The sequence below is a fragment of the Streptomyces sp. NPDC004435 genome (genome assembly GCF_042873895.1).
Taxonomy (GTDB): Bacteria; Actinomycetota; Actinomycetes; order Streptomycetales; family Streptomycetaceae; genus Streptomyces.
In genome coordinates this window covers 36,754-62,097 of sequence record NZ_JBIAMB010000029.1, presented here as the reverse complement: position 1 = coordinate 62,097, position 25,344 = coordinate 36,754, and the positions used below count along the sequence as shown (strand labels likewise).

The following is a 25,344-nucleotide window of genomic DNA, read 5'->3' as shown; positions in this document are numbered from 1 at the left end:
GGGTCAGAAGATGACGGTGCGAGCGCCGTCCGGAGAGGCGTACGAGGGGATGCCGATCTTCCGGGCGGCGCCGAAGGGCGCCTTCCAGTTCCCCGTGCCCTTGTAGACGTGGAGCCAGGGATCCCGCTGTGTACCGCTCTCCGCGATCAGGTCGGCGCGGCCGTCCCGGTCCGTGTCGCCGATGTTGACGATCTGGGCGTAGCCGCCCCAGCCGCCGCCGACCCTGGTGCGGGGCGCGAACGTGCCGTCGCCCTTGCCGAGGTAGAGCCACAGGACGCCGGCGCCGTCGCGGGCGAGGAGGTCGCCGGCCTTCGCGCCGCCGAGGTCGCCGGGGAGGGTCAGGAGGTTGTACTCGTTCCAGCCGCCGCCGATCCGCGTGCGCGGGGCGAAGGGCTTGGCGGCCGAGCCGGTGGCCTTGTACAGCCACAGGACACCGGAGCGGTCGGTGGCGAGGAGGTCGGGGCGGCCGTCACCGGTCAGGTCGGAGCCGGCCGCGAGCCGGTCGTACGCCCCCCAGCCGGCGCCGATCCGGACCGGCTTCGCGAGGGAGTGGCCCGTGCCGGAGTACAGCCACAGGACGCCGGCCTTGTCGCGGGCGACGACGTCGGAGTACGGGGTCGCGTCCAGGTTCCCGGCGGACAGCAGCCGGTCGTAGATCTGCCAGCCGCCGCCCCGCTCGGTCCGCTCCCAGTCGTGGCGGGGGTCTTCGATGAACTGCCGGACGTCGTATGAGGCGAGGCGGCCCGATCCGTCCCGGAAGAGCAGGTCGGGGGAACCGCTGTCGGAGTAGTCGTGCGCGGCGACGCCGCTGTCCACCTGGAGGTTGCCGCTCCGCACGACCTTGCCGCCGATGCCGCTCATCGAATCGACGGTCATCTTCCACGTGTAGGCGCCGTTGTACGCGGCCGTCCTGTTGTAGGGCGCCTCGTAGCGGTAGAACGTGCCGTCCCAGTCGAAGACCGCCTCGGTCTGGGTGCCCTTGAGCGTCCGGCCCTGGGACCAGGTCCTGCCCGACAGCGTGTGTGTCACTTCCAGGTTCACCCACACGTCGCTGCGGCCGTACGTCCACCGCAGCACCGCCTTCGAGCCCGCGCCGCGGAAGTCGGCGGTGGCCGGCACCTGCTGGGTGAGGACCGTGGTCGGCGTGGTCACGCCGTTGGTCGCCACCACGGTCGCGACCGGCCGGCCGGCCGCTCCGATCCCGATCCGGTAGACGCCCTTGCCTCCCGTCGGGGTGCTGCCCTGTGCCAGCAGACCGCCCTCGGCCCCTGCCACCTCCTGCAGCTTGCCGAGAAGAGGGGTGACGGTCGTTCCGTCCGCGAGGGAGAGGGCCGACAGGTCCTTCTCGGACGTGCCGTACACGAGCCAGTCGCCCAGCAGGGAGACCCGCACGGCGCGCCCCTCGGCGGGGAAGGCCGTGCGCCGTGTGGTCGATGAGGCGCCCCGGGCGGCTGTCACCAGGGTCACGTTGTTGTGGGAGTCCGCTTCGGGCCAGGCCAGGTGGGTGGCCGAGACCGCGACGCTTCCGTTGGAGTAGAAGCGGGGCACGGCCCGGTCCTCCACGACCTTCGCGGTCGTGAGGTCGACGACGGCAAGGCGCTGACCGGTCGTGCCGCCGGCCGTACCCCTGTACTGGACGGCGAGAACACCGTCAGGCGAGTACGCGACACGGGAGATGTCCGCGTCGGCGGGAAGGCCCGACACCTGCCGGTGGACGACCGTGGCCGCGGGCTTGGCGACCAGATGCAGGCTTGCGCGCTGCGGCCCGTCCTGCCGCACCATCACGAGGGTGTCCCCCGCGAGCTGCCGCAGGCCCGCCTTCGTGCCGACGGAGCGGGTGTCGACGTCCACGGAGGCGCCGCCGGCCATGTCCAGTATCCGGTACATGGTCGGGCCGGTCGGCACCGCGACACGGTTGCTGCCGGGATCCGTGACGGGCCTGGAGTCCGGCTCGGCGTCCCGGGGCAGAGGAGTGACCGCCCCGTCCGCGAACCGGTGCCACCGGTAGGCGAGGTCCGTGCCGTCGTCGGTCACGCCGACGGTCACGAACCCGTCCACTCCTGAGCTGTGCAGGCTCTGTTCGGTGCCCAGAGGGAAGGGCCCCGCCTGTTCCTCCACCGCCCCGGCGACCTGCGCAGGCGGGGCGGCGAGAGCGGGGGCGGTGGTCACGGCCGTACCGGCCGTCACGGCGAGAGCGACCGTGGCGGCGATGGCGAGCCGGCGGCCGGCGGGGTCGACGTGCTTCAAGGGGGATTCCTCCCGGGATTCGCGGTCCAGGCGTCTACACGCTCGACCACAGGACTCCCCAGGGCTGTCAAAGGTTGCACGGCCCTCCTCAGGCCGCTGTCCGCCTCGTCAAGACGAGTCCAGCCGAGAGAGTGGCGGTCGACCGGCCTTGGACTCCTTCTGAAACCTGTCCTACATCCCTCGCTCCTCCAGCACCCGCCGCTCCGCCTCCTCCACCGTGAAGCGGGCCTCGGGGTCGTCGCCCGCCCGGCGGACGGCGCCGCGTACGAGGGCGAGGTAGAAGAGGGCCGGGGCGCAGGGTGTCCAGGACTCCTCGGGCTGGTCCGCCATGAACTCCAGGACCGAAGCGGGGTCCGCGGGCACGAACGCGAAGCGGTCGTGCTCCCATTTGTCGCCCACGCCCCGCGACCAGCGCAGTCGCAGCGTCGCCTCGTCGAGCCGGGGCAGGACCGCGCGGAAGAACGCCGCCCACTGGTTGTTGCGCAGGTCGAGTCCGAACCCGATCAGTTCCAGGTCGAGTTCGTCCGAGGCGTGGACCGCGAGCTCCTCGAACATCGCCCGGCGGGCGACCGCGTGCAGGCTGATCGGGCTGCCGTCCGCGGGCAGGTCGTGGTCGCGGGCGAGGCCCTCGTTCGCGGAGGAGTTCCAGCGGGAGCGGTTCGGGCCGACCACCTGGGCGCTCCGGTGGGCGAAGAGCATCATCCCGTCCCTGCCGGTCTCCACCGCCACGTTCACACCGAAGCTGCAGTTCATGAACGGCGGGGCGTTGACCGGGTCCCGGCCCTCCAGGTACTGCTCGCGCAGGCTCAGGCCGTTCCGCTGCTTGCGGTCCAGGTTGATCGAGGTGGTGAGGAAGTCGTAGTAGTCGGCGTCCTGGAGGGTGAGGGTGACGACCGGATCCTCGGCGAGGTGGGTGCGGGTCACCACGATCCGCTCCACCGCGAAGCGCTTGTTGTTCCAGCGGTACGGCTCGCCGAGGGCCTCCTTGCGCTCCTCGGCGTCCTGGATGGCGTGCCGCCAGCCGCCGATCTCCTCGGGGAACTCCACCCGCACCGGGCGGTACTTGACGCGGACGTCCTCCTCCCGGACGGGACGGACCCCCTCGCCCTCGAAGATGTGGCAGTCCGTCTCCCGGCCGAGCAGCGTGAACCTGTCCCTACTCATCAACAGCCCCTTTAATGAACCCTGTTCATGTGCGCGTGCCGTCGGCACGGCACGACGGACCGGACATGATACGGACGCGATGTGGTCGAGCACCTGGCGATGATCAGATCCGAGCGGCGTGCCGCCGCCCTGGTGGGCACGGTGGCGGTGGCCCGGTACGCCCACCCGGCAGGAGCCGGGCGCAGGCTCCTGCCGGACCTGCGCAACGTCGGGGAGGTGCGGGAGCGGTTCACCGACATCGCCCGTACGAGACTGGGGTTCGGCGACAGCGTCCGCGTCGACGAGGAGGGCGCGACCCGGCGGCGATTATGGGACGGGCTGGAGAGCTTCCTCGCCCACGACGCCGAGCGGAAGATCCTCTACTGGACCGGGCACGGCTACGACGCGGGCCCCGAAGGCTACTTCCTCGCCTGTGAGGACTCCTGCGCCGACGGCCGCTTCGCCCCTGAACGGGCGATCTCGCTCACCGCCCTGGTGGACCGGCTGCTGCGCGCGGACTGTGACACCGACACCCTCCTCGTCGTCGACGCGTGCTTCTCGCACGGGCACCTGCCCGCCGCCCTCGACCGCGCCCTGACCGTGGAGCGGGAGACCGTCGACCGGGCCCGCAGGCGCCGCGGGACCGGCCTCGTCGTCGTCGGAACCTCGGGCATGGACTCCTCCGTTCCCGACGGACGCTGGCTCGATTGGCTCGAAGAGGTCCTCGGCGAACCGGAGTTCACGGCCGCCGACCATGCCCGCCCCTTCGACCCCGCCGCCCTCTACCTGCCCGTGCCGTACCTCCTGGAGGCGCTCGACACGGCGGCCGCGGCCTCCGGCCTCGACGAGGCGGCGCAGCGCCCCCACCACGTCGAGGTACGCGCGCTGCCCAACAGCTTCCTCGCCAACCCGTACTCCGCCGACCGGAACCGTCGCACCCGTACCCCGGCCGTGCTGCGCCGCGACAGCGACCCCTGGTCCGGTGTCAGGGATTTCGGCCTGGAGGAGGACAGCCATCTGCGGCGCCACTTCGCGGGCCGGACCGGAGCCCTCGCCCGGGTGGTGCGCTGGGTGGACACGCACCCCCAGGGGCTGCTCGCGGTCACCGGCCCCGCCGGCACCGGCAAGACCGCTCTGCTCGGTCGTCTCGCGCTGACCTCGCGCCCGGAGTGGCGCGACGCCATCGGCCCGGACGTGCCGCCCGCCTCCTTGCCTCGGACGGGCACCGTCCACGCGGCCCTGTCCTGCCGCGGCCGGTCGCTGCACGAGCTCACCACCGTCCTGTGGCGGGTGCTGAGCCGCATGGACGGCATGGACCCGCTGCCCGAGGGCGCGGTGACACCGGAGGAGTGCCGCCAGGCGGTCGACCGGCTCGTGCAGCGGGCGGGCTCCCTCAACCTGCTCTTCGACGCCCTCGACGAGGCTCTGCCCGGGGCGGCCCACGAGATCGCTCGCCATCTGCTCAACCCGCTCTCCACCGTCGAGGGCGTGCGGGTGGTCGTCGGCACCCGCCCCCAGCCCCGGCGCCGCACCACCGTGGGGGCGCTGGAGGAGACCCTGCTGGACACGCTCGACCAGTCCGTCGCCCCACTGGTCCTCGGCGACGACGCGGAGGCCGCCGAGAGCATCACCGGCATGGTGGCCTCGGTCCTCGCCGAGGGCACCTCCCCGTACCGGGGGGAGGAGTACGAGGACGAGCGCGAGTGGGCCGCCCGGCTCGTCGCCGCCCGCAGCCAGGGCTCCTTCCTCCTGGCCAGGGCGACCGCCCTGCACCTCGCCCGGCGGTCCGCGACCGTCGCCGAGCCCGAACTGGTCCAGTGGATGGACGACGGCGGGATGCTCATGGCCGAGTTCTTCGACGAGGAGATCGGACACCTCGCCTCCCAGGACGGTGCCCGGCGCGCGGAGGAGGTGCTGCGGCCGCTCGCCGTCGTCCAGGGCCCCGGCCTGTCACGGCGCGGGCCCTGGCTGGTGCTCGCCAACGCACTGCGCGACCCGGACACCCCCGAGCTGACCCCGGGCGACCTGCACAAGGTCGCGCCGAGGTCCGCCGGTGGCATCGTCACCACCCAGCCGGCGCCCGACACCCGTGACACCGCCTACCACCTGGCCCACCCCAGCTACGGCGCGCACTTCCTGCGCCGCGCCGGACTCGCCGTACCCGAGGCCCACCTCAGGGTGGTGACGGCGTTACGGGCTCGGGCGGCGGACGGCTGGGAGGACGCCGACGCGTACACCCTGCACCACCTCGGCGCGCACGCGGCCCAGGCAGGAGAGGAGCAACTGCGCTCGCTCTTCGACGACATGGACTTCCTGCTGCGTGCCGGGCCGGACGGCATGCTGCCGCTCGCCTCCGCGCTCGCCCGCGAGTGCGAAGGAGCGGCGCTGTACGGCCGGGTCGGCGACGCCTTCCGCGACCTCGACGCCCCGCGGGCCCGCCGGGCCCTGCTGCGGGCGGCGGCCTTCGTGAGCCACCGGGAGACGGCGTACCGGACCCTGGAACGCGACACGAACTTCCTGCCCTGGCAGGAGTACTGGACCGACGCGCCACCGGACCCGGTCGAGTGGCGCCGCCCCGCCCCGCTCGGCGGCGCGCGCGCACTGAGCTGGCGGGGCGGCACGGGTGGGGACACGCTCACTGCCGGCGGGCGGGGCGAAGTCCTCGTCCTGGACGCCGATTCGGGCCGGCGGCTGCTCACCCGCCGCACCCGCGGAGCCGCCCGGGCACGGGGGGAGGCGCTCACCGACGTCGCGGAGGTGGGCGGTGGCCCGCACCGGACGACCGTCGCCCGCGACAACCGCGCCCTGTACTTCTGGCGTTCCGGCTCCCGGCTGCCCGACTACGTCTACCGCTGGGGCGGCGAGGTGCGGGCCGTCACCGCCGCCGAACGGTCCGTGGAGACCGTCGTGCTGGCCGCGGACGGCCGGCACCTGTGGGCCTGGAGCTGGAAGCGCGGCGCGACGCGGCAGGGGGAGCAGAGCCTGGTCGACATCCGCATGGCGGACACCGAGCGGCTGGCCGCGCTGGCGCTGGACTCCCGCCTCTTCATCCTGACGGCCGGCCGGAAGGCCGCGCTGCACGAGGTCGCCCGCGGGATGCGCAGGACCGGCGGCCTGCTCGGCCGCGGCATCGAGCTGGGTGAGCTGCGCGCACCGGCGTTCGCGGCCGCCGCCGCGGCCGCCCCCGGTCCCGGCGGACGCCGGCAGGGCTGGTTCGCGGTGGCCGACGGCGGCCGGGTCACCGTCTGGCTCTGCGAGACCGACGACCGGTCCCCCTCCGCCCCGCCCGAGGTCCACGAGGTGTACGCCTTCGACTCGCCCGCCCGCGGGCTGGTCTTCGGCCACCACGGCGACGTCACCCTGCTCGCCGCGCACGAGACCCTCACGGTCCGCGTCCTCGACCTCGCCGATCCGCGCCGCGAGGCCCGGTTCGGGCTCAGCGAGCCCCGGGACGAGGCGATGGCCTTCGACCCGGGCGGCCACGGTGTCCTCGCCGTCGGCGACGGCCCCGACATCCGCATGCTGGAAGTGGGTTCCGCGCTGCGGTCGGGCCACGGCACGCGTCGGCGCTCCCACGACCAGCGCCCCCTCGTCGCCCTCGCCGAGGCGCCCCAGGGGCCACCGCTGCTGTGCCGGGTATGGGGCGAGCGGATCCTGGTCTCACGCCCCCGGCAGGGCGCTCCGGCCGGTGAACCGGCCGCCGTCCTCGACCACGTCGCCCCGGTGACGGCGGTACGAGCGGTGCGCTGTGCGGACGCCTGGATCGTCGTCGCGGCGGCCCGGCGCACGGTCCGGCTGTGGCGGCTCTCGGAGGATCTGGCCGTGACGGCCGAGCACGACCTCGGGCTCGGCGGCGATGCCGGTGACCGGGTGCCCTCGCTCGGCCTCGTCGTCGACCGGGCCGCAGCGCGGATCCGGGTGTACGCGCCGGACCGGCGGCGCATCGACCACGCCGAGCTGCCCGTCGACGCCTCCCGGGACTGGCGGCGGGGTGAGCCCGTCACGGCCGGGCTGCGCTCCTGCGCCGTCGACGCCCGGGACATGCGCGACGGCACGACGTGGCTCGCCGCCGACCTGGGTGACGAGCTGCTGCTGTGGGAGCACCACGACGGCCGTCTCGTCCAGCGCGGGCGGTTCGCCCTGCCTGGTCGCGGTGAGGAGACCGGGACCGGCCGGCTCGCCCTCGGCGAGTGGTACGACGAGGACGACGAGGAGTCGGTCCCGCTGATGGCGTGGGTGGACGGCGGCGTGGTGAGGCTGGCCGAGTGCGGGTCCGGGAGCGTCAAACGGCGGAACCTCCCGGGCGAAGCGCGCGGGGTGACCGCGCTGGTCTTCGCCGGAACGCCGACGCGGCCGCTGCTGCTGGTGTGCGACGAGCGCCGGGCGCCCGCGCTGTGGGACGTACGGGCCGAGGCATGGCTCGACGGCGAGGACGGCGTACCCCCGCGCGGCTATCCGGTGCGGGCCGCGGACGCCGCCTGGGACGCCGAGGGTCTGGTGGTGGCGCTCCAGGGCGACCATCGCTGCGACCTGATCCGGCTGCCCCACGCCTTCTTCGGTCCGGACGGCGCCGACCCGGCGTGAGCCGGGGAACCATCCGGCCCGGCCGGACGTGAACGACAGGGCGCCGCAGGCGCGTTGAGACATGAAGACAGACGACAAGGAGAGACGGCACGGTGAAGCACGACCTCGTGGTGTTCGTCCCCGGCATCCTGGGCAGCCGGCTGACCCGTGACGGCCGGGACGTCTGGAACCAGTCCCGCCGGACACTGTTCCAACTGCGCAGCCCGAAAAGGGCCTTGGCGGAGATGGCGCTGCCGCCGGGCATCGGGGACGAACGCCCCGACGCCCGGCACGCCCTCGTCCCCGAGGGGCTGCTCAAGTCCCCCGACTCCCTGCCCGGCCTGCTCTCCTGCCTGGGCTATCCGGACGTCCGCGCGGCCCTCGGCGACCTGGCCGAGGGACAGTACGTGCCGTTCGCCTACGACTGGCGCCTGTCCAACCGGGTGACGGCGGCGGATCTGAAGGACCGGATCGCACACGAACTCGCCCGCTGGACCGAGCGGGTCGACACGTACTACCCGGACCGCCCGGACGACCCGAAGGTCATCCTGGTCTGCCACTCGATGGGCGGTCTGATCGGCCGCTACTACCTGGAGTGCCTGGGCGGCCGGGAGACCGCGCGGACGCTCGTCACGCTGGGCACCCCGCACAAGGGCGCCGCCAAGGCCGTCCGGTTCCTGACAGGCCACGGGGTCGGGCCCGTCGTCGGTGACGGCCCGCTGCGCGGCGCGGCCCTCGGCGCTGCCGGCAGGGTGGTGAACGAGGCGCTGCGCGGCCTCGCCCTCACCCTGCCGTCGGTGGCGCAGCTGCTGCCGGTGTACGACGCGGTCCTGATCCCCGGCAAGAGCCGGCGCCGGGCCCTGAACGACAGGCGCCATCCCGTGCCGGACCTGCCCACGGGCCACGTCGAGGACGCGTTCGCGTTCCACGACGAGTTCGAGGACGCCCGGGAGGCCAACCGGCGCACCGACACGGACGGCCGCCTGCCGTACCGGGTGCACTGCCTGGGCGGCATGGCGCACCCGACCGTGCACGGCGTCGTGCTCTCGCCCGACGGCCCGCGGTTCACCACCGGCCTGGACGACGGCAGGCCCTGGTCGGGGGACGGTACCGTGCCGCGGGACTCCGCGTTCGCCGGCTGGGCGCTCGACTACGAGGACGACGGGGGCTGGAACGGCTACCGTCACGCCGACATGGCGGGCGGCGGTTCGGTGGGTCACCAGCTCTCGGTCATCCGCGAGGGCCGCCGGGCCCGCGACATGCTCGCCGGCGACGAGGAGTTCGGCCTGACGGTCCCCGAGTGCGCGCTCGCCGGGAAGCCCTTCGAGGTGGTCGCCACCGGCCAGGGGCTCGCCGAGCGGAATCTGCGCGCGGTGCTGCGCCGCGAGGGGGCCTCGTCCGGGACCCCGGTGCCCTTCGCCCCCGACGGCGCCGGGGGCGTCCGCGTGGAGCTGGAGGGCGGTCCTGGCACCTGGGTCCTGGAGGTGGTCTCCGAGCGGCCCCGGATGGTGTGCCGGGAGGTCGTCACCCTGTTGGACACCTGACCCCGGTGCTCCGCTCTTGCTGTGCCGCGGTCGGCGGCGGCTCCGGCCCGGGCATCCTGGGTCGGACCTGAAGCACCACCCCTACCGGGCACGGCCGCGCCTGCACCCCCTCCTGACGTGCCGGCGTTCCGTCAGGAAGCCCGCGAGCAGGAGGGGCAGCGACAGCGCCGCGGTCGCGGCCAGGGGCGTCAGGTCGACCGCCCACGCGCCGGCGAGGATGAGGAGCTGAACCACGCCCGCGACGAGAAGCGGCCTGGCTCCCGGCGGGCCGGCGCTCAGAGCCCTCGCCACGCCACGCAGGCTCCACAGATTCAGAGCGCCGACAGCGGCGCCGGACCCGAGCGACACGAGGACCGGCAAGGCGGAGCCGCCCCCGGATCCCTCGGCGTCGTCCGGCCCGATTCCGCCGGAGAAGACCGGAAGGAACCAGAGGAGGTAGGCGGCGGTGAGGAACGTCTGGCCCGCCAGGGCGAGCAGCGCGACCACCAGCGTGAGCCGTCGGGCGTGGTTCATCGGTCGGTGCTCCGTATCAGGGCTTCAGGTGGTGGAGTTCTCCGTCGTTGACGGACAGGAGGCACCAGCAGCGGGCGGCGGAAGGTGGTCGGCGGTGAGCGGGTTCAGAGCCACGGCGCCGGTCATCAGGAGGGGAGTGCGCTGCTGGCCGGCGGGATCATGGCCGAGTGGGGGGTTCCGGAGCGTGAGCGGCGGGGGTTGGGGGCCTGCTGCCGGGTGAGCCGACGGGAGCCGCGGAGGGTGCGGGAGCATCGTCGCCGAGGGCAGGCTCCTGGCCGAGGGGAGACCCGTCCCCGAGGGACGGGCCGGGTGTCCTCGGCCGCCACCCGGCGCAGGCCAGGGCCGCGAGGAGCGTCACGCCGCCCGCCAGCGCGAAGCACGCCCCGAGCGGCAGTCGTGCCGCCAGCACACCGGCCGCCGCCGTGCCGCCCGAGATTCCGGCGTTCACCGCCGTGTTGACCCAGGCGCCCGCCTGCGTACGGCGCCCCGGCGGTGCCACCTCGTCGGCCAGCAGGTACGCCGTGGTGAGCGCCGGAGCCACGAAGAAGCCCGCGCACGCCACGGCCACGGTCAGCGCCCCCACGCCGGGGGCGAGCCCCGCGGCGGCGAGGGCGAGGCCGAGCCCGACGGCGAGCAGCGGCAGGCGCACCCGGGTCCCGGTGCGCCAGCTGACAGCACCGTTCAGCAGCCCGCCGACCGCGCTGCCCGCCGAGAGGGCCGCGAGCACCCAGGCGACCACGTCGTCACCGTGATGCCGTGATGCCGCGAACGCGAGGACCAGCAGATCCATCGCGCCCAGGGACAGCCCGACCCCGCCCGCCACCACGACCGGCGTCAGCAGCGCCCGCGCCCCCGGCAGCCGCGCCCCGGAGCGTGCGACCGCCTTGACAGTCGCGGCCGGCCGTACGTCCCGCACGGCCGGAGACATGACGAACGCGAAGGTCCCCACCCCCACGAGCAGCGCGCTCACCACGACCCCGGCCGCCGGAGGCGCGATCTGCACCACGACGCCGACCAGCAACGGACCGGAGACGAACAGCAACTCCTCCGCGACACCGTCCAGGCTGTACGCACGCTGGAGCATCGCCTGTTCATCGGTGAGCCGACGCCAGATCGCCCGCATCGAGGGGCCGAGCGGAGGCGTCACGGCACCGGCGGCAGCGGCGATGGCGCCCAGGAGGAAGGCAGGGGCGCCGGGCCGCCAGGCGGCAGCCGCGAGGGCGCCCAGGAAGCCTGCGTAGAGCAGGGCCATCGGCAGGAGCGCGGGACGCGGGCCGTGGCGGTCGACAAGGCCCGCCCGTACCGGGGACAGGAAGACACTGGTGGCGCCGAACAGCGCCATGATCGTGCCGGCGACGGCGTACGAGCCGGTGGCCCGGGTCACCGCCAGCATCAGGGAGAGGGCGACCGTCCCGTACGAGAGCCGCCCGAGCAGGGCGGCGCCGAAGGTGCGTCGGGCGTACGGAAGGCGCAGTACGGCGGCATACGAGGGCCGCCCTTGAGCAGGCGCAGACATGGGAATGTTCCTCGGTCGAGGCGGAAGGAGGGACGCCGAAGTGCCGCGAGCGCTGTGTGCGGTCGCGGTCCTGGGCGTGCCTAGGCCAAGAGGAGGAACATGAGGCTCAACGTAGCAGCGGGCACCAGGGGAAGCGAGCGGTCCGGGAGATCCCGGGAGGCAACGGGGTCTGCCCGCAACCCGAGTACGCCGATGCGAGGCGGGGACCGGTCCACCGGGACAGCCCACGCGAACAGCAGCACACCGTCGAGGTCAAGGAGGAGAGTACGTGGTGCGGACGAGAAACGTGAGGAAGCCGGAGGAACAGGGCAGACCGACAAGGCTGGTCTCCTCGTGCGAAGGGAGAGGGGGTGGGGCGGGGGTGCGGGCGTGTCCGCACGAGCGACCCGTCAACCGGTCCGGCGGCGCTCCTGGGACAGGAACAGAGCGGTGTGCCGGCCGAGCCCGCAGCGCTCCTGTTCGGCCAGGGCCCGCGTCCCTTCCGCGACCCGGACGGGCCCGAGGACGGTGACCAGGAGGAGTAGCCCCGGGTCAGTCCGGACCGGTGCCCGTTCAAGCGATGAGCAGGCGGAGGCCGAGGTCTGCCGTGTCGAGGTGGGTGAGGTCGCTGTTGCGCTCGGCCCACCGGCCGGAGTCGAGGTCGTCACGGAGGCTGCGCACCGCCCGCTGCTCGGCATCCGGCCCGACCCTCGTCCACACCGACATCGCACGGCGGACGTGCTCCTCCAGATACGCCTCCGGTCTGCGCCAGTACGCCTCGAACAGGCCGTCAGAGCAGTCCCACGGGACAGGCACCGGCTCAGCGCGGGCGCCGATCGCGTCGGCCATCCCCGCAAGTGAGGGAAATCCTGCGAGGACGGTGGCGAACTCGGGCAGGTAGTCGCGGGTGAGCCAGAACCGGTCCTGCCATCCGGGCTCGTCGGTGTCGAACGTCAGCACCACCACCCGGCGGGCCACCCGGCGCATCTCGCGCAGCCCCGCTATCGGGTCCCCCCAGTGGTGAACAGTCGAGACGGCCATCGCGACGTCGAAGGAGTGGGCCTCGAACGGCAGGCTCTCCGCGGCGGCAGCCACGCACGGCGCCGAGCCGGCAGGCCGCTGACGCCGCATGACCTCCGACGGCTCCACCGCGATCACCTCGCGACCAGCCGGCTCGTACGAGCCGGTGCCGGCACCGACATTCAGCACCGTCCGCGCGTCCCCGAGCGCGTCCACGATCTGCGCGGCGATCCGCGGCTCGGTACGCCGCGTCGCCGTGTAGGCGCCGCCGATCGCGTCGTACAACCGTGCACCGAGCATCCCCAGTTGCTCCTCCGGAGTCACCTTCAGTCCCCTCGCCCGTGCCTCAAGTTCCCTGTCAATGGCCGCCACCATGGCGCCGGCACGATCACGCCGCTCCAGCAGCAGGCCACGCAGCCGGCGCAGATGCGCGACCGCGTCGGTGGACGAGTCGCCGACCAGTTCCGCGACCTCCCGCAACCCGAAGCCCAGCCGCCGGTAGGCCAGCACTTCCCTCAGCCGCTCGACGTCACCCGCCGAGTAGGCCCGGTACCCACCGGAGGTCCGAGCCGACGGACGCACGAGCCCGATCTCGTCATAGTGATGCAGCGTGCGGACGCTCACACCGGCCAGCTCGGCCACGCGCCCCACGGTCCAGTGATCTTCCACGGCACCGACTATGCAGCCTGACGTCACGTGAGGGTCAAGAGCCGCACTCATGACCCGCGAGAGCCGACGCGGAGGCCGCCGTTGCCCGCCGCGTCACTGTCAGAAACGGTCGTCGCTGTACGCCGCCCTCACGCCAACGCCAGAGCGAGACGCCGTGGCTGAGCCTCGTAGCGGGTTCACCAGCAAGCCCCACCTGCGCGCGAACGGCCGCTGCCGCCCTCTGCCCCCGTGGCGAGCCCGGCGGGGTCCTGCGGGGCTGGTAGGCGTGCATGAACCCCGTGGCCGGGCAGATCAACGGCGACCCAGCGACGCCGAGTACGGCCTGAAGGGGTGTGAAGGAGAAGGGTGCCCCTGAACCACGTCGGCGACGATCTCGCAGGTGTGCCACAGGTACTCGTCGACCTGCGTCTCGGGCGGCTGCTCGGACGGGGCAGGGTGCTGCTGGGACACCGGCGCTCCTGTTCATGGGAAGGCCGGTGGGACCGGCGACGTCTCACCCTCAGTGAACGACGCCGACCTCCTCCGGGAACCTGCAACGGACCACAAGAACCAGAACATCAGCGTCGACAGCCAACACACCATCATTCAGCGCAAGTTCGGCGCGGATCGACTCGACGTCCCGACGTCCCGATGTCCCTACGACCTCCACGCCCCCGACGCGGCCGGCACGCGGCAGCTCCGGCGACCCGCGCCGGCGCCCGTGAGCCACGCTGGAGCCGTCCGGCCGGCCGCCGCGCTGGTCACGTCAGGAACCGCGCGGCGCCTGCGCCCGCTTCGTCGACGCCCTCGACCGAACGCCCGCCCTCGAAGGAGTCGTCGGCCTCGCCCGGACGGACGCCGACCTCATCGACGCACCTCCTGCTGTCCGGCACTTCGACCGGCGACCTGCGGGACGGGCGTGAGGGCAGGAGCAGCGCCGGGATCAGACCGAGGGCCGAGAATCCGGCGAGGACCAGCAAGGCGGGGCCCATCGACGCAGAGAACGTCGCCGTCGTGAGGGTGGAGCCGGCGGAGGCCCCGGCGCCGGCGGCCACTGCGATGCCGAGGGTCGGGCCGATGTTCATGGCGGTCTGCTTGAGCCCGCCCACGACCCCCGCGTACCCGGGTGGCGCGTCGCCGACGACGGTTCCGGTGGCCGTGACCATCACGGCGGCGAATCCCGCGCCGAGTACGGCGAAGGCTGCTGCCGTGTACGTCCAGGTGGTCGACGGGCCGACACCGGACAGCCCGACGATGCCGGCGACGACGAGAGCGGTGCCGGCCGTCGCGCCTGCGCGGGCCCCGTATCTGCGCAGTGCGGTGGCGGCCACCGGCGCGCCGAGCACCATGAGCACGGTCAGCGGAAGGACGTACAGGCCGCAGGCGAGCGCGTCGAGGCGGAGTACGCCCTGGAGGTAGAACGTCGCCGTGAAGAGGGTGCCGAACAGGCCGGCGGAGATCACCAGAAGGATCACCATCGATGTGGTCACCGGCACCGACCGCGCCACCTCGTGCGGCACGGTCGGATGCGCGGTGCGGCGCTCGTGCCAGGTGAGCGCCGCCGCGAGCGCTGTGGCGCCGACCAGTCCGAGCACTGTCGGCGGCGCGGTCCATCCGCGCTGCGGTACCCCGGCCAGTGTGTGGACGAGGAGTGCGAGCGCGGCCGCGAGCAGGGTCGCACCGGCGAGGTCGAGGCGTCGCGTGGCGATCCGCTCCGGGCTCGGCGGCCGGACGGTGAGGGCGAGCGCCGCGATCACGAAGGCGATGGGGACGTTGAGCCAGAACACCGCCTGCCAACCGCCGTACGCGACGAGGACGCCGCCGAGCACCGGACCCGCCCCCGCGGCCGCCGCGATGGCGCTGGTACGGATGGCGATCGGCCTCCCGATGCCGGCCGGCGGGTACGTCAGCCTCAGCAGAGCGAGGGTCGCCGGCTGGAGCAGTGCCCCGAACACGCCCTGGACGACGCGCAGGGCGATCACCCAGGGGATGGACGGCGCGAGCGCGATGCCGGCCGACGCGGCACCGAATCCGAGCAGGCCGATGAACAGCAGCCGCGCATGCCCGTACCGGTCCCCGAGGCGGCCCGCGATCACGAGAAGTGAGCCCACCGCGAGCATGTAGCCGGTGCTCGTCCACTGGGTCAGCTCCACGCTCGCGTCGAAATCGCGCTGCAGGCTCGGCTGTGCCACGAGAAGGACCGTGCCGTCGAGCGCGACGAGCATCGCGCCGGCCGCGCTGACCAGAAGGGCGCGGTGAGGCCGCGAACGCGCGGTCATGCGCCCGTGCCCAGGTGCGCGGTCAGTACGGCTGTGATGAGTGGTTCGAGCAGGTCGTCGTCAGGAGTGCCGTCGGTACCGTCGGGTGGCGAGGCACCGATGGCGAGCTGGAGGCTCCCCCACGCCCACAGTTGCGCGATGCCGTGCAGGTTCGCCCACAGGGCGGCAGCCGTCACGGTCGGCGGCGGTACGGCAACACGCGTCGGTACGGCTCCATGCGTCGTCCCGGGCCTGTGAGCGGTGTTCGACTCCGCCTGGCACTGCGCCACGAGGGCGACGACCCGCTCGAAGAGAGGGAGGGTCGCCTTGCGCAGGTGTCGCTCGCCGTCGCCGTTCTCCACGCTGTCGAGCAGGTCGTGGCGGAACATCAGCTCGAACATGCCGCGATGCTCCAGCGCGTACCCCACGTAGACCCGCGCGACGGCCCGCAGTTGTGCCCGTGGCGACGCGCTGTCGGCGATCGCGGCCACGCACCGCGCCCCCAGGTCCTCGAAGCCGCGCTGGGCGATCGCCGACAACAAGGCCTGATGCGTGGGGAAGTACCGACGTGGCGCCCCGTGCGAGACGCCGGCCCGGCGGGCGATCTCGCGCAGCCCGACCGGCGCAGAGCCCTCGGTCGTCACGAGCTCGACGCCGATGTCGACCAGCCGTTCCCGCAGAGGTTTCTCCATCTCCATAGACACTGTCTACCAATCTCCGTAGACAGTGTCTACCCTCAGGCCGCCGACGTCGAACAGCGACGCGCTTCAAACGAGGTGGCCGGCCGCGAAGCCGATGAGACCCCAGACAGACACCGCGACGATCGCAAGGAGGACGAGAACGACCAACCCGGTCAGGACCGGCGGCAGGAAGGGATCAGCCGACACGGGCGAGGAGGCGTCCATACGCCAGATTCCATCGTGCGCCTCTCGTCCACATGAGTACTCCCCCTCAGAATGGCGACGCTCCCCTCGGATCGTTCCGGCAGCGTTTCGACAGCACGCCAGGTCAGGCGGCGGGCCTTCACGGCGGGGATGCCGACAGCTGCACGCCCGGTGTCGAGCGCCGCCCGGTCGAGGGGCTCGGGCGGATCGCCGAGCGCGCGGTATCGGCCGCCGGCGAGCCTGTCGATCACGAAAAGTTTCAGTTTGATGACGGAGGGTACTTGCCGCCTTTGTGGGGCGGCCCAGGGTGGGATGGTCGTCCGGCAAGGCCGCCGGCGTGGGGACGCCGACGGGGAGCGGCCTGTTCGGCTGGGGGGTGGACGGTGGTCACGCGCTGGTGGCGATCCGAGGGGTCCGTCGGGGGCAGATCCGCCGCGGGCAGGTGGTGGGGAGCGCTGCTGGCGGTCGCCCTGGTACCGGCCTGTACGGGGTCGGGCGGGGACGGGCCTGACGGCGGGCCGGGAGGAGCCGACGTCGGGCCGGACACCAAAGCCACCGGCCGAGTGGTGCTGGTGGTCACCGGTACCGGTGAGGCCGACCGTACGCAGGCCTCACGCTCCGGCGGCGTCCGGGCCGGGACCGACGGACGGAACCTGCGACAGACGGCGTCCGGTGACTCCGCCTACTTCGGAGTGGCCGCCTCCGCGGGGCTCGCGGTGGCCGTGGGTGTCGACCCGAGCGGGCGCGGCGGCGTGCTCCGCAGCGCGAACGGGCTTCGGTGGCACGATCCTGTGACGGTCCCCGACCCGCTGGTCGATGTGGCCCACAGCCCGGACGGCACCTGGCTCGCCGTCGGCCGCGCGCGGGACGTGGAGGACTTCGCCGGTGCGATCGTCGTCTACCGGAGCACCGACGGCAGGACCTGGAACCTGGTGACCCGTCACGAAGCGGACGGTGGGCGCTACGGTCACCGGCCCCTCGCGGTGGCCCACGGCGGCGGCCGGTGGTTGATGCTGGTCCACGACTGCGCGGGGGCCAGTCTGTGCGGGGCGCACCTGCTGAGCAGCATCGACCGGGGCGCGTCGTGGACGCGGATGCCGGAGGAGGAACAGCCGCAGGGACGGGACGGCACTATCCCGAACGCGCTGCTCGGCCTCGGCCGGACAGCCGGACTCGCCCATGACGGACGCCGGTTCGCGGTCATCGGCGGACGCGACCCGCGGCCCGGGAGCGAGGCCACGCCCAGCGCCGTGGTCGCGACCAGTGCGGACGGGGTGATCTGGGAGAGGCCCGAGGGTGAGGTACGGGAGGCGGTGCCGACCGGACTCACCTGGGGCGGCGACACCTGGCTCGCCGTCGACGGCCCGCCGTCCGGACCGGCCAACGCCGCGGCGGGTGCCTCGACCCCGCCGGTCGGCGACGCCGGGCGCGGCGTCTGGGCCGGCACCGACCTCCTGGGCTGGACCAAGCTCGCGACCCTGGACGCACCGGTGCGCGACATCGCCGTACTCGACCCGGACCGAGCTCCCGCGCCGACCGGGCGCACCCCCGCGGAATCGCTGCGACTGCGGCCACAGGCGCTGGAGTTGATGGCGGACGAACGCACGGTCGAGAAGGCCTTCCGCTACGACGCGAGCCCGACCGGGGCGATCGCCGCGCTGACCGCGCTGTACGGTGCCCCCGCCGCGCCCCTGTTCCGGGCGGGCGACGGAATCTGCGTACCGGACCGGACCGAGCTGCGCTGGGACGGGATCACCTTGACCGTACCGGGCCGGGACCCGGCGACGGCGCGCTCCTTCGACGTCCGGCAGGAGGCCGCCGGGGCGACCGAGCAGGACCCGGCACGGCTTCGGACCGTCCAGGGAATCGCCCTGGGCACCACCCGGGAACAGGTCAGAGCCCTGGCCCCCGGCAGCCCGGCCGACAAGTCCGACCAGGGTGAACTGGTGCTGGCGGAATCCCAGGACGGAGAGAGCGGCGTCCTGGTGCACCTCGCCGAGCGGCGGGTGTCATGGATGGCCGCACCCAGCGCGCTGGTCGACGTCTGCTGACGCCGCCCGTCCCGTACCGCATCACACGGCACGGCACCTGACGCAGCACATGACCCCGCAAGAACGAAGGACGGCGGACGGAGAACGCATGAGCCAGCCACCGGGTGCTCACGGGCAGGGCGGTCCGCCCCCGGGAGGGGCACCCTCCGGGGGGCCACCACAGGGCGTACCACCCCAGGGCGGCGCGCCCTTACCACCGTCCGCGCCACCACCGGCCACGCCACAGCCCACCACACCCCAGCCGAACACAGCGCAGTCGACCACAGCGCAGTCGACCACACCACAACAGGCCACCACGCAGCCGGCCGCCCCCCGACCGGCCGCGCCGTCATCGGCCGGTGGCAGCCGCCTGGCGCGGCGGCGCCGGTGGATCCGGATGCGCCGGAGCGCGGGCAGGCTGGTGGTGGCCGGCGGGTTCGGCGTCGGGTTGATCACCGCGATCGCCACGATCTTCGCCACGCCCTTGGGCAATTGGTTCTCGAAGCCGCAGACGGCTCCGAAGGCGGCCTTGTGGTCGGGCGGGTCGGACGAGTGCGCCATGAGCTGGATGGTGCCGGGCTCCTCCGCCGGGCTCAAGGCCCCGGGGAGCGAGCCCCTGACCGCCTGGGCCCGTGACCTCGGAGGCGTACCGGCGGCCAGGGACGAGTTCGGCTTCCTGGTCCAGGGCACCTCCGAGGCGCAGGTGGTGCTGCGTCAGATCCGGGTGGTGGTGGACAGCCGGGAGGCGCCGGTGAGCGGCACCTGGACCGGTGTCGGCTGCGGCGGCCCGAAGGAGCTCCGCCACCTCGACATCGACCTCGACGAGGCGTCCCCGAAAGCGAAGGCGGTGGGGGTCGACGCGGACGGCAAGGCGATCGACTTCCCCTACGAGGTGTCGAAGGGCGAGTCCGAGCTGTTCGCGGTGGTGGCCCACGGCGAGCGGAACGACGTCCGGTGGCACCTGGAGATCGACTGGGCCTCGGACGGCAAGACCGGCACGCTGGTGCTCAAGCGTGACGGTCAGCCGTTCCGGCTCACCGGGACGTCCGCCCGGACGGCACGCTGCCTCTGGGGGCCCGACCGGACGACCCTCTCCGAGGGGCTCTCGGACGGCTGCGAGAGCCGGTGAGCGGTACCGGGCCCTTTCGGGGGGCCAGGCGGTGTGCGCTGACCGCGCTGCTGGCGCTCGCCCTGCTGACGGCAGCCGGCTGCGCCGACGGCACTCGCCCCGCGCCGACGACCGGTTCCGGCGCGGGTGACCGTTCCGGCTCCGGCGCCGGTACCGCGCCGGCGCCGGAGCGCTACCAGCCCGGCGGGCGCATCGAGTTGGTGGAGACCTCGGAGACCGGCGGCCCCGTGGCCATCGCCGGGGGCGCGCTCTGGTGGCCCGCCCCCGATCACGCGTCGTTCACGGGACGGCCGCTGTCCTCGTTGCGCGGCATGACGACGATCCCGACGCGGGCCGAGGACGCGGCCGTCCCACGGGTACGGGTCACGGCCGCGGCCCGCAGTGTCCTCCAGGCGTTCGGCTCGCTCTGGGTCGCGGGGGCTCACGAGGTGCTGCGCCATGACCCGAAGGCCCTGCTGGACGACCCGGGAGCGGCGCCGCAGGCGCGGATCCGGCTGAACGAGCGGATCGACGAGCAGTGGGTCTTCGCGGAGCCCATGTTCGCGGCCTTCGGTTCGGTCTGGGTGCTGGCACCCGGGCCGCGTCCCACGGGTTCCCCCGATCGCCTGAGCGTGCGACTGGTGCGGATCGACCCGGTGCGCGGCACCGTGCTGTCCGACCTTCCGGTCGGGCTCCGGTCGGACCGCCCTGTCGCCCTGGCCGCCGGCCCGAACATGGTCTACGCGGTGACGGCCGGTGCGGTGACCGCGGTCGATCCGGCGCAGGGCAAGGTGGTGCGTGTCCGCCGGACCGAGGACTTCGGGAAGGGTGCCGGCGTCATCGACGCCGGCACGCTGGTGTACGGGGCTCTGCTGCTCCACGTGGGAGAGCGGGACGCGACGGTCCTCCTCACGCTGGATCCGATGACGCTGACCGTACGCACCCGGGCCCCGTCGGTGTACGCCGGCCGGACGGACTTCGTGCTGGAGCAGCTGGTCCCCCATCAGGACGAGGCCTGGGCCGCGCTGACGTCCGGCCTGGTCCGAATCGGCCTCCAGGGAGCCGGTCCACCCGGCCACGGGTCGGCGGTCGTGGACGACCTCGTGCCGCAGGACGGCCTTCCCTGGGTCTGTCCCTCGACGCCGTCGGCCGACCACCTGTTGCTCGACGGCGAGGTGTTGTGGGCGAGCGGGGCCGAGGGGATCTGGGCGATCAGGACGGACGCGCTCCCGATGCTGCACGCGCCCGCGCCCGCGTACACAGCCAAAGCCTGCCCGCCTGAACACCACTGATCCCGGCAGGGGTCGGACAAGAGAGGAACGACATGACGACCACTCGGGCCGTGCTGGCGCGGACAGCCCTGCTCGTCGCGATCCTGCTGACGGCCACCACCGGCTGCAGCGGGAGCGACACCACCCCGGAGCCGCCGCCCGCCTCGGAGCCCGCGGGGAGCACGGACGGAGCGAATGCGGGTGCGGATGGGGGTGCGGATGCCGGTACGGGCGGGGACGGCGGTACGGGTGAGGGTGCGGACGGCGGTACCGGTACGGGTGGCGAGAGGGATGACACGGGACAGGTCCGCTGGGCGGGAGGGGTCAGACTGGACGTCGACACCTACCAGGACCTGGACGACGAGCCGTCCGGAGGTCGCGGATCCGCCTCGTCGAGTGAGCCGGCGACGGACCTGCGGGTCGAGCTCAGCCGGCTCACCTTCAAGCCCGGCGCGGGGGCCGCGAGTTGGCCAGGACCTCCGGAGCGTCCCGATCGAAGCACCTGCTCGGCCCTGCTCCAGCCCCTGTCGACCCAGGAGACCGTCCCGCTGCCGGACGGGACGGTCTGGTGCTTCCGCACCGTTCAAGGCCGCTACGGGTTCTTGCAGGTGAAGCGGGCGGACCTGCACGCCCTCACCCTCGACGTGACGGTCTGGGAGGGTACTTCGGGTTGAGGGCCGGCACCGGCCGCCACCCGAGGGCGGCCGGTGCCGGCCGGTGCCCGCCGGTGCCCGCCGAGCAGGCGGAACGCGGCGATGCCGTCCCCCACCACCGCGGCTTCGACCCCTGCGTAGTCGCGAATGAGCGTCGAATGCCGAGTCCGTGCGCACGGCAAGCAGCGCGCCAGGGCTTCAAACCCGTCGTCCCCCCGCTTCGACTGAGCCCCGGGGCGCCGCACGAAGCCTGCCGGCACGGGATCGGCCGCTTGCGGCCGCGACGCACCGGTGCGCGACCACCCTCCCAGCGGATAATTGCGCCATCATGCACAGGTGCAAAGTGCGCCCAGCCCGACGCGCCCCTGATGGTCAATCAGGCACCGAGATCAACAACCGGTCTCGCCCACTCTGACCTGCAAATAACCTGCTCAGCCACCTGCCTGCCAGCCTCACCAGGAGGTATCCATGAGGATGCTGATCAACGTGCCCGAGACCGTCGTCGCCGACGCCCTGCGCGGACTGGCCGCGGCGCATCCCGAGCTGACCGTGGACGTGGAGCGGCGGGTCGTGGTGCGGAGGGACGCGCCGGTGGCCGGGAAGGTCGCGCTGGTGTCGGGGGGCGGGTCGGGGCACGAGCCGCTGCACTCGGGGTTCGTGGGGCCGGGGATGCTCGACGGGGCGTGTCCCGGGGAGGTGTTCACCTCGCCGGTGCCGGACCAGATGGTGCGGGCCGCGGCGGCGGTGGACAGCGGGGCGGGGGTGCTGTTCGTGGTGAAGAACTACACGGGTGACGTGCTGAACTTCGAGATGGCCGCCGAACTCGCCGAGGACGAGGGCATCCAGGTCGCCCGGGTGCTCGTCGACGACGACGTGGCCGTGACCGACAGCCTGTACACGGCGGGGCGGCGCGGGACCGGGGCCACCCTCTTCGTGGAGAAGCTGGCCGGGGCGGCGGCCGACGAGGGCGCCCCGCTGGAGCGGGTGGAGGCGCTGGCCCGGCGGGTGGTCGCGCGGTCGCGGTCGTTCGGGGTCGCGCTGAGCGCCTGCACCACGCCCGCCAAGGGCAGCCCGACCTTCGACCTTCCGCCCGGGGAGCTGGAGTTGGGCGTCGGCATCCACGGCGAGCCGGGGCGGGAGCGGCGCGGGATGATGACCGCGCGGGAGATCGCCGAGGTCGCCGTCGACGCGGTCCTCGACGACCTGCGGCCGTCGGATCCGGTGCTGCTGCTGGTGAACGGCATGGGGGCGACGCCACTGCTGGAGCTGTACGGGTTCAACGCCGAGGTGCGGCGGGTCCTCGACGCGCGCCGGGTGCCGGTGGCGCGGACGCTGGTCGGGAACTACGTGACCTCGCTCGACATGGCGGGGTGCTCGGTGACGGTGTGCGCGGCGGACGAGGAGCTGCTGCGGCTGTGGGACGCGCCGGTGTCGACGGCCGCGCTGCGATGGGGCCGGTGAGGGGACGATGACGGAGACGTACGGCGCCGCGTTCGCGGTGCGCTGGATGGCGGCCGTGGCGGCGGCGGTGGAGCGGGAGGCCGGGCGCCTGACCGAGCTGGACGCGGCGATCGGCGACGCGGACCACGGCGCCAATCTGCGGCGCGGGTTCGCCGCCGTCGCCGACACGCTGGCGAAGGAGCCGCCCGCGACACCGGGCGCGGTCCTCGTGACCGCCGGGCGGCAGCTGATCTCCACGGTGGGCGGGGCCTCGGGGCCGCTCTACGGGACGCTGTTGCGCCGGGCCGGCAAGGCGCTCGGCGAGGGCGGGGAGGTCACGCGGGCCGAGCTCGCGGACGCGCTCGCGGCCGGGGTCGCCGCCGTCGGGCAGCTCGGCGGAGCCGTACCGGGCGACAAGACGATGCTGGACGCGCTGACCCCCGCCGTGGCGGCGCTGCCCGAGTCCTTCGCCGCGGCGCGCGCCGCGGCCGACGAGGGCGCGCTCGCGACCGTCCCGCTGCGCGCCCGCAAGGGCCGGGCCAGCTATCTCGGGGAGCGGTCGGTCGGCCACCAGGATCCGGGGGCGACCTCCTCGGCGCTGCTCTTCGCCGCGCTGGCGGAGACGGCGGAGGCGGCCGGAACAGGAGAGGGGGCGGGGCGGTGAGCGGGGGCAGGGTCGGGATCGTGCTGGTCTCGCACAGCGGCGCCGTCGCGGAGGCGGTCGCCGACCTGGCCCGGGGGCTCGCCGGCGGCGGCGACCTGGCGCCGGTCGCGGCGGCGGGCGGCGGGCCCGGCGGAGGGCTCGGCACCAGCGCCGACCTGATCGCCGAGGCCGCGAAGGCCGTCGACGCGGGCGCCGGGGTGGCCGTCCTGGTGGACCTGGGCAGTGCCGTACTGACGGTGAAGGCGCTCCTCGCGGAGGGCGACGAGCTTCCGGAGGGCACCCGGCTGGTGGACGCGCCCTTCGTGGAGGGCGCGGTGGCCGCGCTGGTGACGGCGAGCGCCGGCGGGGACCTGGACGCGGTCGCGGCGGCGGCCTCGGAGGCGTACGCCTACCGCAAGGTCTGACGCCCGCAGGTAAGCGGGGCGCCCCGGCCGGGTTCCACGCCGCCGGGGCGCCCTCGTCCGAGCAGCAGCAACGCACTAGGACACGTCCACGCTAGTGCGGGGGTCTGACAACGGGTCCCGCACGGCGCCGGGCCTTGGGAGATGTCCGAGCGCGAGTGACCGACCCCGCATTGTGATGAGGCAGGTCAACACACTAATGTCGCACCGCCTTGGTGTTCGGGAAACCGGTGCAGTACCGGTGCGGCCCTCGCCACTGTGATCGGGAGGTCCGGCTCCATCCCCTCGGGGAAGCCACTGTTCCGCCGCGGGAGACCGTCGCGGGATGGGAAGGCGGAGTCGGGCGTCATGACCGTCAGCCAGGAGACCGGCCAGGGCGCGTTGTCCATCCACGAGGTGCTGGAGAGGGTCTCCCGATCATGCATATCGCCGAGGGGTATCTGCCCCCCGTCCATGCGGCCGCCTGGGGCGTCGCATCGGCCCCGTTCGTCGTCCACGGCGTCCGCGCGCTCACCCGCGAGGTGCGCGCCAACCCCGAGTCCACCCTGCTGCTCGGCGCCGCCGGCGCCTTCACGTTCGTCCTGTCCGCGCTCAAGCTGCCGTCGGTGACGGGCAGTTGCTCCCACCCTACGGGTACGGGACTGGGCGCGATATTGTTCCGGCCGCCGATCATGGCGGTCCTCGGCACCATCACGCTCCTCTTCCAGGCGCTGCTGCTCGCCCACGGCGGGCTGACCACGCTGGGGGCGAACGTCTTCTCGATGGCGATCGTCGGCCCCTGGGCGGGGTACGGCGCCTATGTGCTGCTGAAGCGGTCCGGGGCGCCGCTGATGGTGAGCGTCTTCTTCGGCGCGTTCGTCGCCGACCTGTCCACCTACTGCGTGACCAGCGTCCAGCTGGCCGTCGCTTTCCCCGACCCGGGCACCGGCATCGCGGGGTCGCTGGCGAAGTTCGGCTCCATCTTCGCGGTGACGCAGATCCCGCTCGCCGTGAGCGAGGGCCTGCTGACCGTGCTGGTGGTGCGGCTGCTCATGCAGTCCAGCAAGGGTGACCTGCTGCGTCTCGGCGTGCTCACCCGGACGGAGTCGAAGCGACGCGAGGAGGCGGCGGCGTGATGAGCCGGAACGCGAAGATCAACACCCTGCTGCTGGCGCTCGTGGCGGCGCTGGCGGTCCTGCCCCTGGTGCTCGGGCTCGGCGACCACAAGGAGGAGCCGTTCGCCGGCGCGGACGCGGAGGCCGAGACGGCGATCACCGAGATCAAGCCGGACTACGAGCCGTGGTTCAGCCCGCTCTACGAGCCGCCGTCCGGCGAGATCGAGTCGGCGCTGTTCGCCCTCCAGGCGGCCCTCGGCGCCGGTGTCCTCGCCTACTACTTCGGCGTGCGGCGCGGTCGCCGGCAGGGCGAGGAGCGGGCCGCGGCCCGTGAGGAGAGCGGCGCCCCGGGCGCGGACGCGTAGCCG

Annotated in this window: 20 protein-coding genes and 1 riboswitch; of the genes, 11 read left to right on the top strand and 9 right to left on the bottom strand. The window is 73.6% G+C overall.

What is annotated here, in order from left to right; all coding sequences use genetic code 11:
• Positions 1-3: 3 nt before the first annotated feature.
• Entirely contained in the window at positions 4-2,247 is a 2,244-nt protein-coding gene (locus tag ACFYT9_RS36050; protein ID WP_389170629.1) for an FG-GAP repeat domain-containing protein, read from the bottom strand.
• Between the two features lie 171 nt (positions 2,248-2,418).
• Positions 2,419-3,411 (bottom strand): translation initiation factor 2, encoded by a 993-nt coding sequence (locus tag ACFYT9_RS36045; RefSeq protein ID WP_389170626.1) that lies wholly within the window; start codon positions 3,409-3,411, stop codon positions 2,419-2,421.
• A gap of 81 nt (positions 3,412-3,492) precedes the next feature.
• Between ACFYT9_RS36045 and ACFYT9_RS36040 the strand changes: the two genes are divergently transcribed.
• Positions 3,493-7,974, top strand: coding sequence for a peptidase C14 caspase catalytic subunit p20 (locus ACFYT9_RS36040; protein ID WP_389170623.1), 4,482 nt, complete (start codon positions 3,493-3,495; stop codon positions 7,972-7,974).
• Between the two features lie 92 nt (positions 7,975-8,066).
• Positions 8,067-9,497, top strand: coding sequence for a lipase family alpha/beta hydrolase (locus tag ACFYT9_RS36035; protein ID WP_389170620.1), 1,431 nt, complete (start codon positions 8,067-8,069; stop codon positions 9,495-9,497).
• A gap of 81 nt (positions 9,498-9,578) precedes the next feature.
• Here the strand turns inward: ACFYT9_RS36035 and ACFYT9_RS36030 are convergent, their stop codons facing one another.
• The 6 genes from ACFYT9_RS36030 to ACFYT9_RS36005 all read right to left on the bottom strand — a co-directional run bounded on the left by ACFYT9_RS36030 (position 9,579) and on the right by ACFYT9_RS36005 (position 16,336).
• Positions 9,579-10,010, bottom strand: a complete 432-nt coding sequence (locus ACFYT9_RS36030; protein WP_389170616.1) for a hypothetical protein — start codon at positions 10,008-10,010, stop codon at positions 9,579-9,581.
• Between the two features lie 157 nt (positions 10,011-10,167).
• Positions 10,168-11,526 carry an MFS transporter gene (locus ACFYT9_RS36025; protein ID WP_389170613.1) on the bottom strand — a complete coding sequence of 453 codons (1,359 nt, stop codon included), beginning with the start codon at positions 11,524-11,526 and terminating at the stop codon, positions 10,168-10,170.
• Positions 11,527-12,078: 552 nt separating this feature from the next.
• A complete protein-coding gene (locus ACFYT9_RS36020; protein WP_389170704.1) occupies positions 12,079-13,176 on the bottom strand; it encodes a MerR family DNA-binding transcriptional regulator in 1,098 nt (365 codons plus the stop codon).
• Between the two features lie 758 nt (positions 13,177-13,934).
• Positions 13,935-15,452: an MFS transporter gene (locus ACFYT9_RS36015; protein WP_389170610.1), complete on the bottom strand. Its 1,518-nt coding sequence runs from the start codon at positions 15,450-15,452 to the stop codon at positions 13,935-13,937.
• Positions 15,449-16,129: a TetR/AcrR family transcriptional regulator gene (locus ACFYT9_RS36010; protein WP_389170607.1), complete on the bottom strand. Its 681-nt coding sequence runs from the start codon at positions 16,127-16,129 to the stop codon at positions 15,449-15,451. The genes ACFYT9_RS36015 and ACFYT9_RS36010 overlap by 4 nt, the downstream gene beginning before the upstream one ends.
• Positions 16,130-16,198: 69 nt before the next feature.
• Positions 16,199-16,336, bottom strand: a complete 138-nt coding sequence (locus ACFYT9_RS36005) for a hypothetical protein (protein ID WP_389170604.1) — start codon at positions 16,334-16,336, stop codon at positions 16,199-16,201.
• A gap of 551 nt (positions 16,337-16,887) precedes the next feature.
• On the opposite strand from ACFYT9_RS36005, the gene ACFYT9_RS36000 reads away from it, so the two are divergent.
• Complete coding sequence (locus ACFYT9_RS36000; protein ID WP_389170601.1) at positions 16,888-18,366, top strand: hypothetical protein; 1,479 nt, start codon at positions 16,888-16,890, stop codon at positions 18,364-18,366.
• A gap of 108 nt (positions 18,367-18,474) precedes the next feature.
• Here the strand turns inward: ACFYT9_RS36000 and ACFYT9_RS35995 are convergent, their stop codons facing one another.
• The gene (locus tag ACFYT9_RS35995; protein WP_389170598.1) at positions 18,475-18,906 is read right to left on the bottom strand and encodes a hypothetical protein; all 432 of its coding nucleotides are present in this window, start codon (positions 18,904-18,906) and stop codon (positions 18,475-18,477) included.
• Here ACFYT9_RS35995 and ACFYT9_RS35990 point away from each other — a divergent pair.
• The 8 genes from ACFYT9_RS35990 (at position 18,905) to ACFYT9_RS35955 (ending at position 25,341) form a co-directional block, all read left to right on the top strand.
• On the top strand, positions 18,905-19,474 hold the full coding sequence (locus ACFYT9_RS35990; protein WP_389170596.1) for a hypothetical protein: 570 nt from the start codon (positions 18,905-18,907) through the stop codon (positions 19,472-19,474). The genes ACFYT9_RS35995 and ACFYT9_RS35990 overlap by 2 nt on opposite strands.
• Positions 19,471-20,745 carry a hypothetical protein gene (locus ACFYT9_RS35985; protein ID WP_389170594.1) on the top strand — a complete coding sequence of 425 codons (1,275 nt, stop codon included), beginning with the start codon at positions 19,471-19,473 and terminating at the stop codon, positions 20,743-20,745. Before ACFYT9_RS35990 ends, ACFYT9_RS35985 begins: the two co-directional genes overlap by 4 nt.
• Positions 20,746-20,777: 32 nt before the next feature.
• Positions 20,778-21,398 (top strand): hypothetical protein, encoded by a 621-nt coding sequence (locus tag ACFYT9_RS35980; RefSeq protein ID WP_389170591.1) that lies wholly within the window; start codon positions 20,778-20,780, stop codon positions 21,396-21,398.
• A 447-nt stretch (positions 21,399-21,845) separates the two neighbouring features.
• Positions 21,846-22,838 carry a dihydroxyacetone kinase subunit DhaK gene (dhaK, locus tag ACFYT9_RS35975; protein ID WP_389170588.1) on the top strand — a complete coding sequence of 331 codons (993 nt, stop codon included), beginning with the start codon at positions 21,846-21,848 and terminating at the stop codon, positions 22,836-22,838.
• A gap of 7 nt (positions 22,839-22,845) precedes the next feature.
• Entirely contained in the window at positions 22,846-23,481 is a 636-nt protein-coding gene (gene dhaL, locus ACFYT9_RS35970) for a dihydroxyacetone kinase subunit DhaL (RefSeq protein WP_389170585.1), read from the top strand.
• A complete protein-coding gene (locus tag ACFYT9_RS35965; protein WP_376595421.1) occupies positions 23,478-23,885 on the top strand; it encodes a PTS-dependent dihydroxyacetone kinase phosphotransferase subunit DhaM in 408 nt (135 codons plus the stop codon). The genes dhaL and ACFYT9_RS35965 overlap by 4 nt, the downstream gene beginning before the upstream one ends.
• A gap of 193 nt (positions 23,886-24,078) precedes the next feature.
• A riboswitch (cobalamin riboswitch) is annotated at positions 24,079-24,273 on the top strand.
• Positions 24,274-24,301: 28 nt separating this feature from the next.
• Positions 24,302-24,997: an energy-coupling factor ABC transporter permease gene (locus tag ACFYT9_RS35960; protein ID WP_376606179.1), complete on the top strand. Its 696-nt coding sequence runs from the start codon at positions 24,302-24,304 to the stop codon at positions 24,995-24,997.
• On the top strand, positions 24,997-25,341 hold the full coding sequence (locus ACFYT9_RS35955) for an energy-coupling factor ABC transporter substrate-binding protein (protein ID WP_387275639.1): 345 nt from the start codon (positions 24,997-24,999) through the stop codon (positions 25,339-25,341). Before ACFYT9_RS35960 ends, ACFYT9_RS35955 begins: the two co-directional genes overlap by 1 nt.
• Positions 25,342-25,344: the final 3 nt, after the last annotated feature.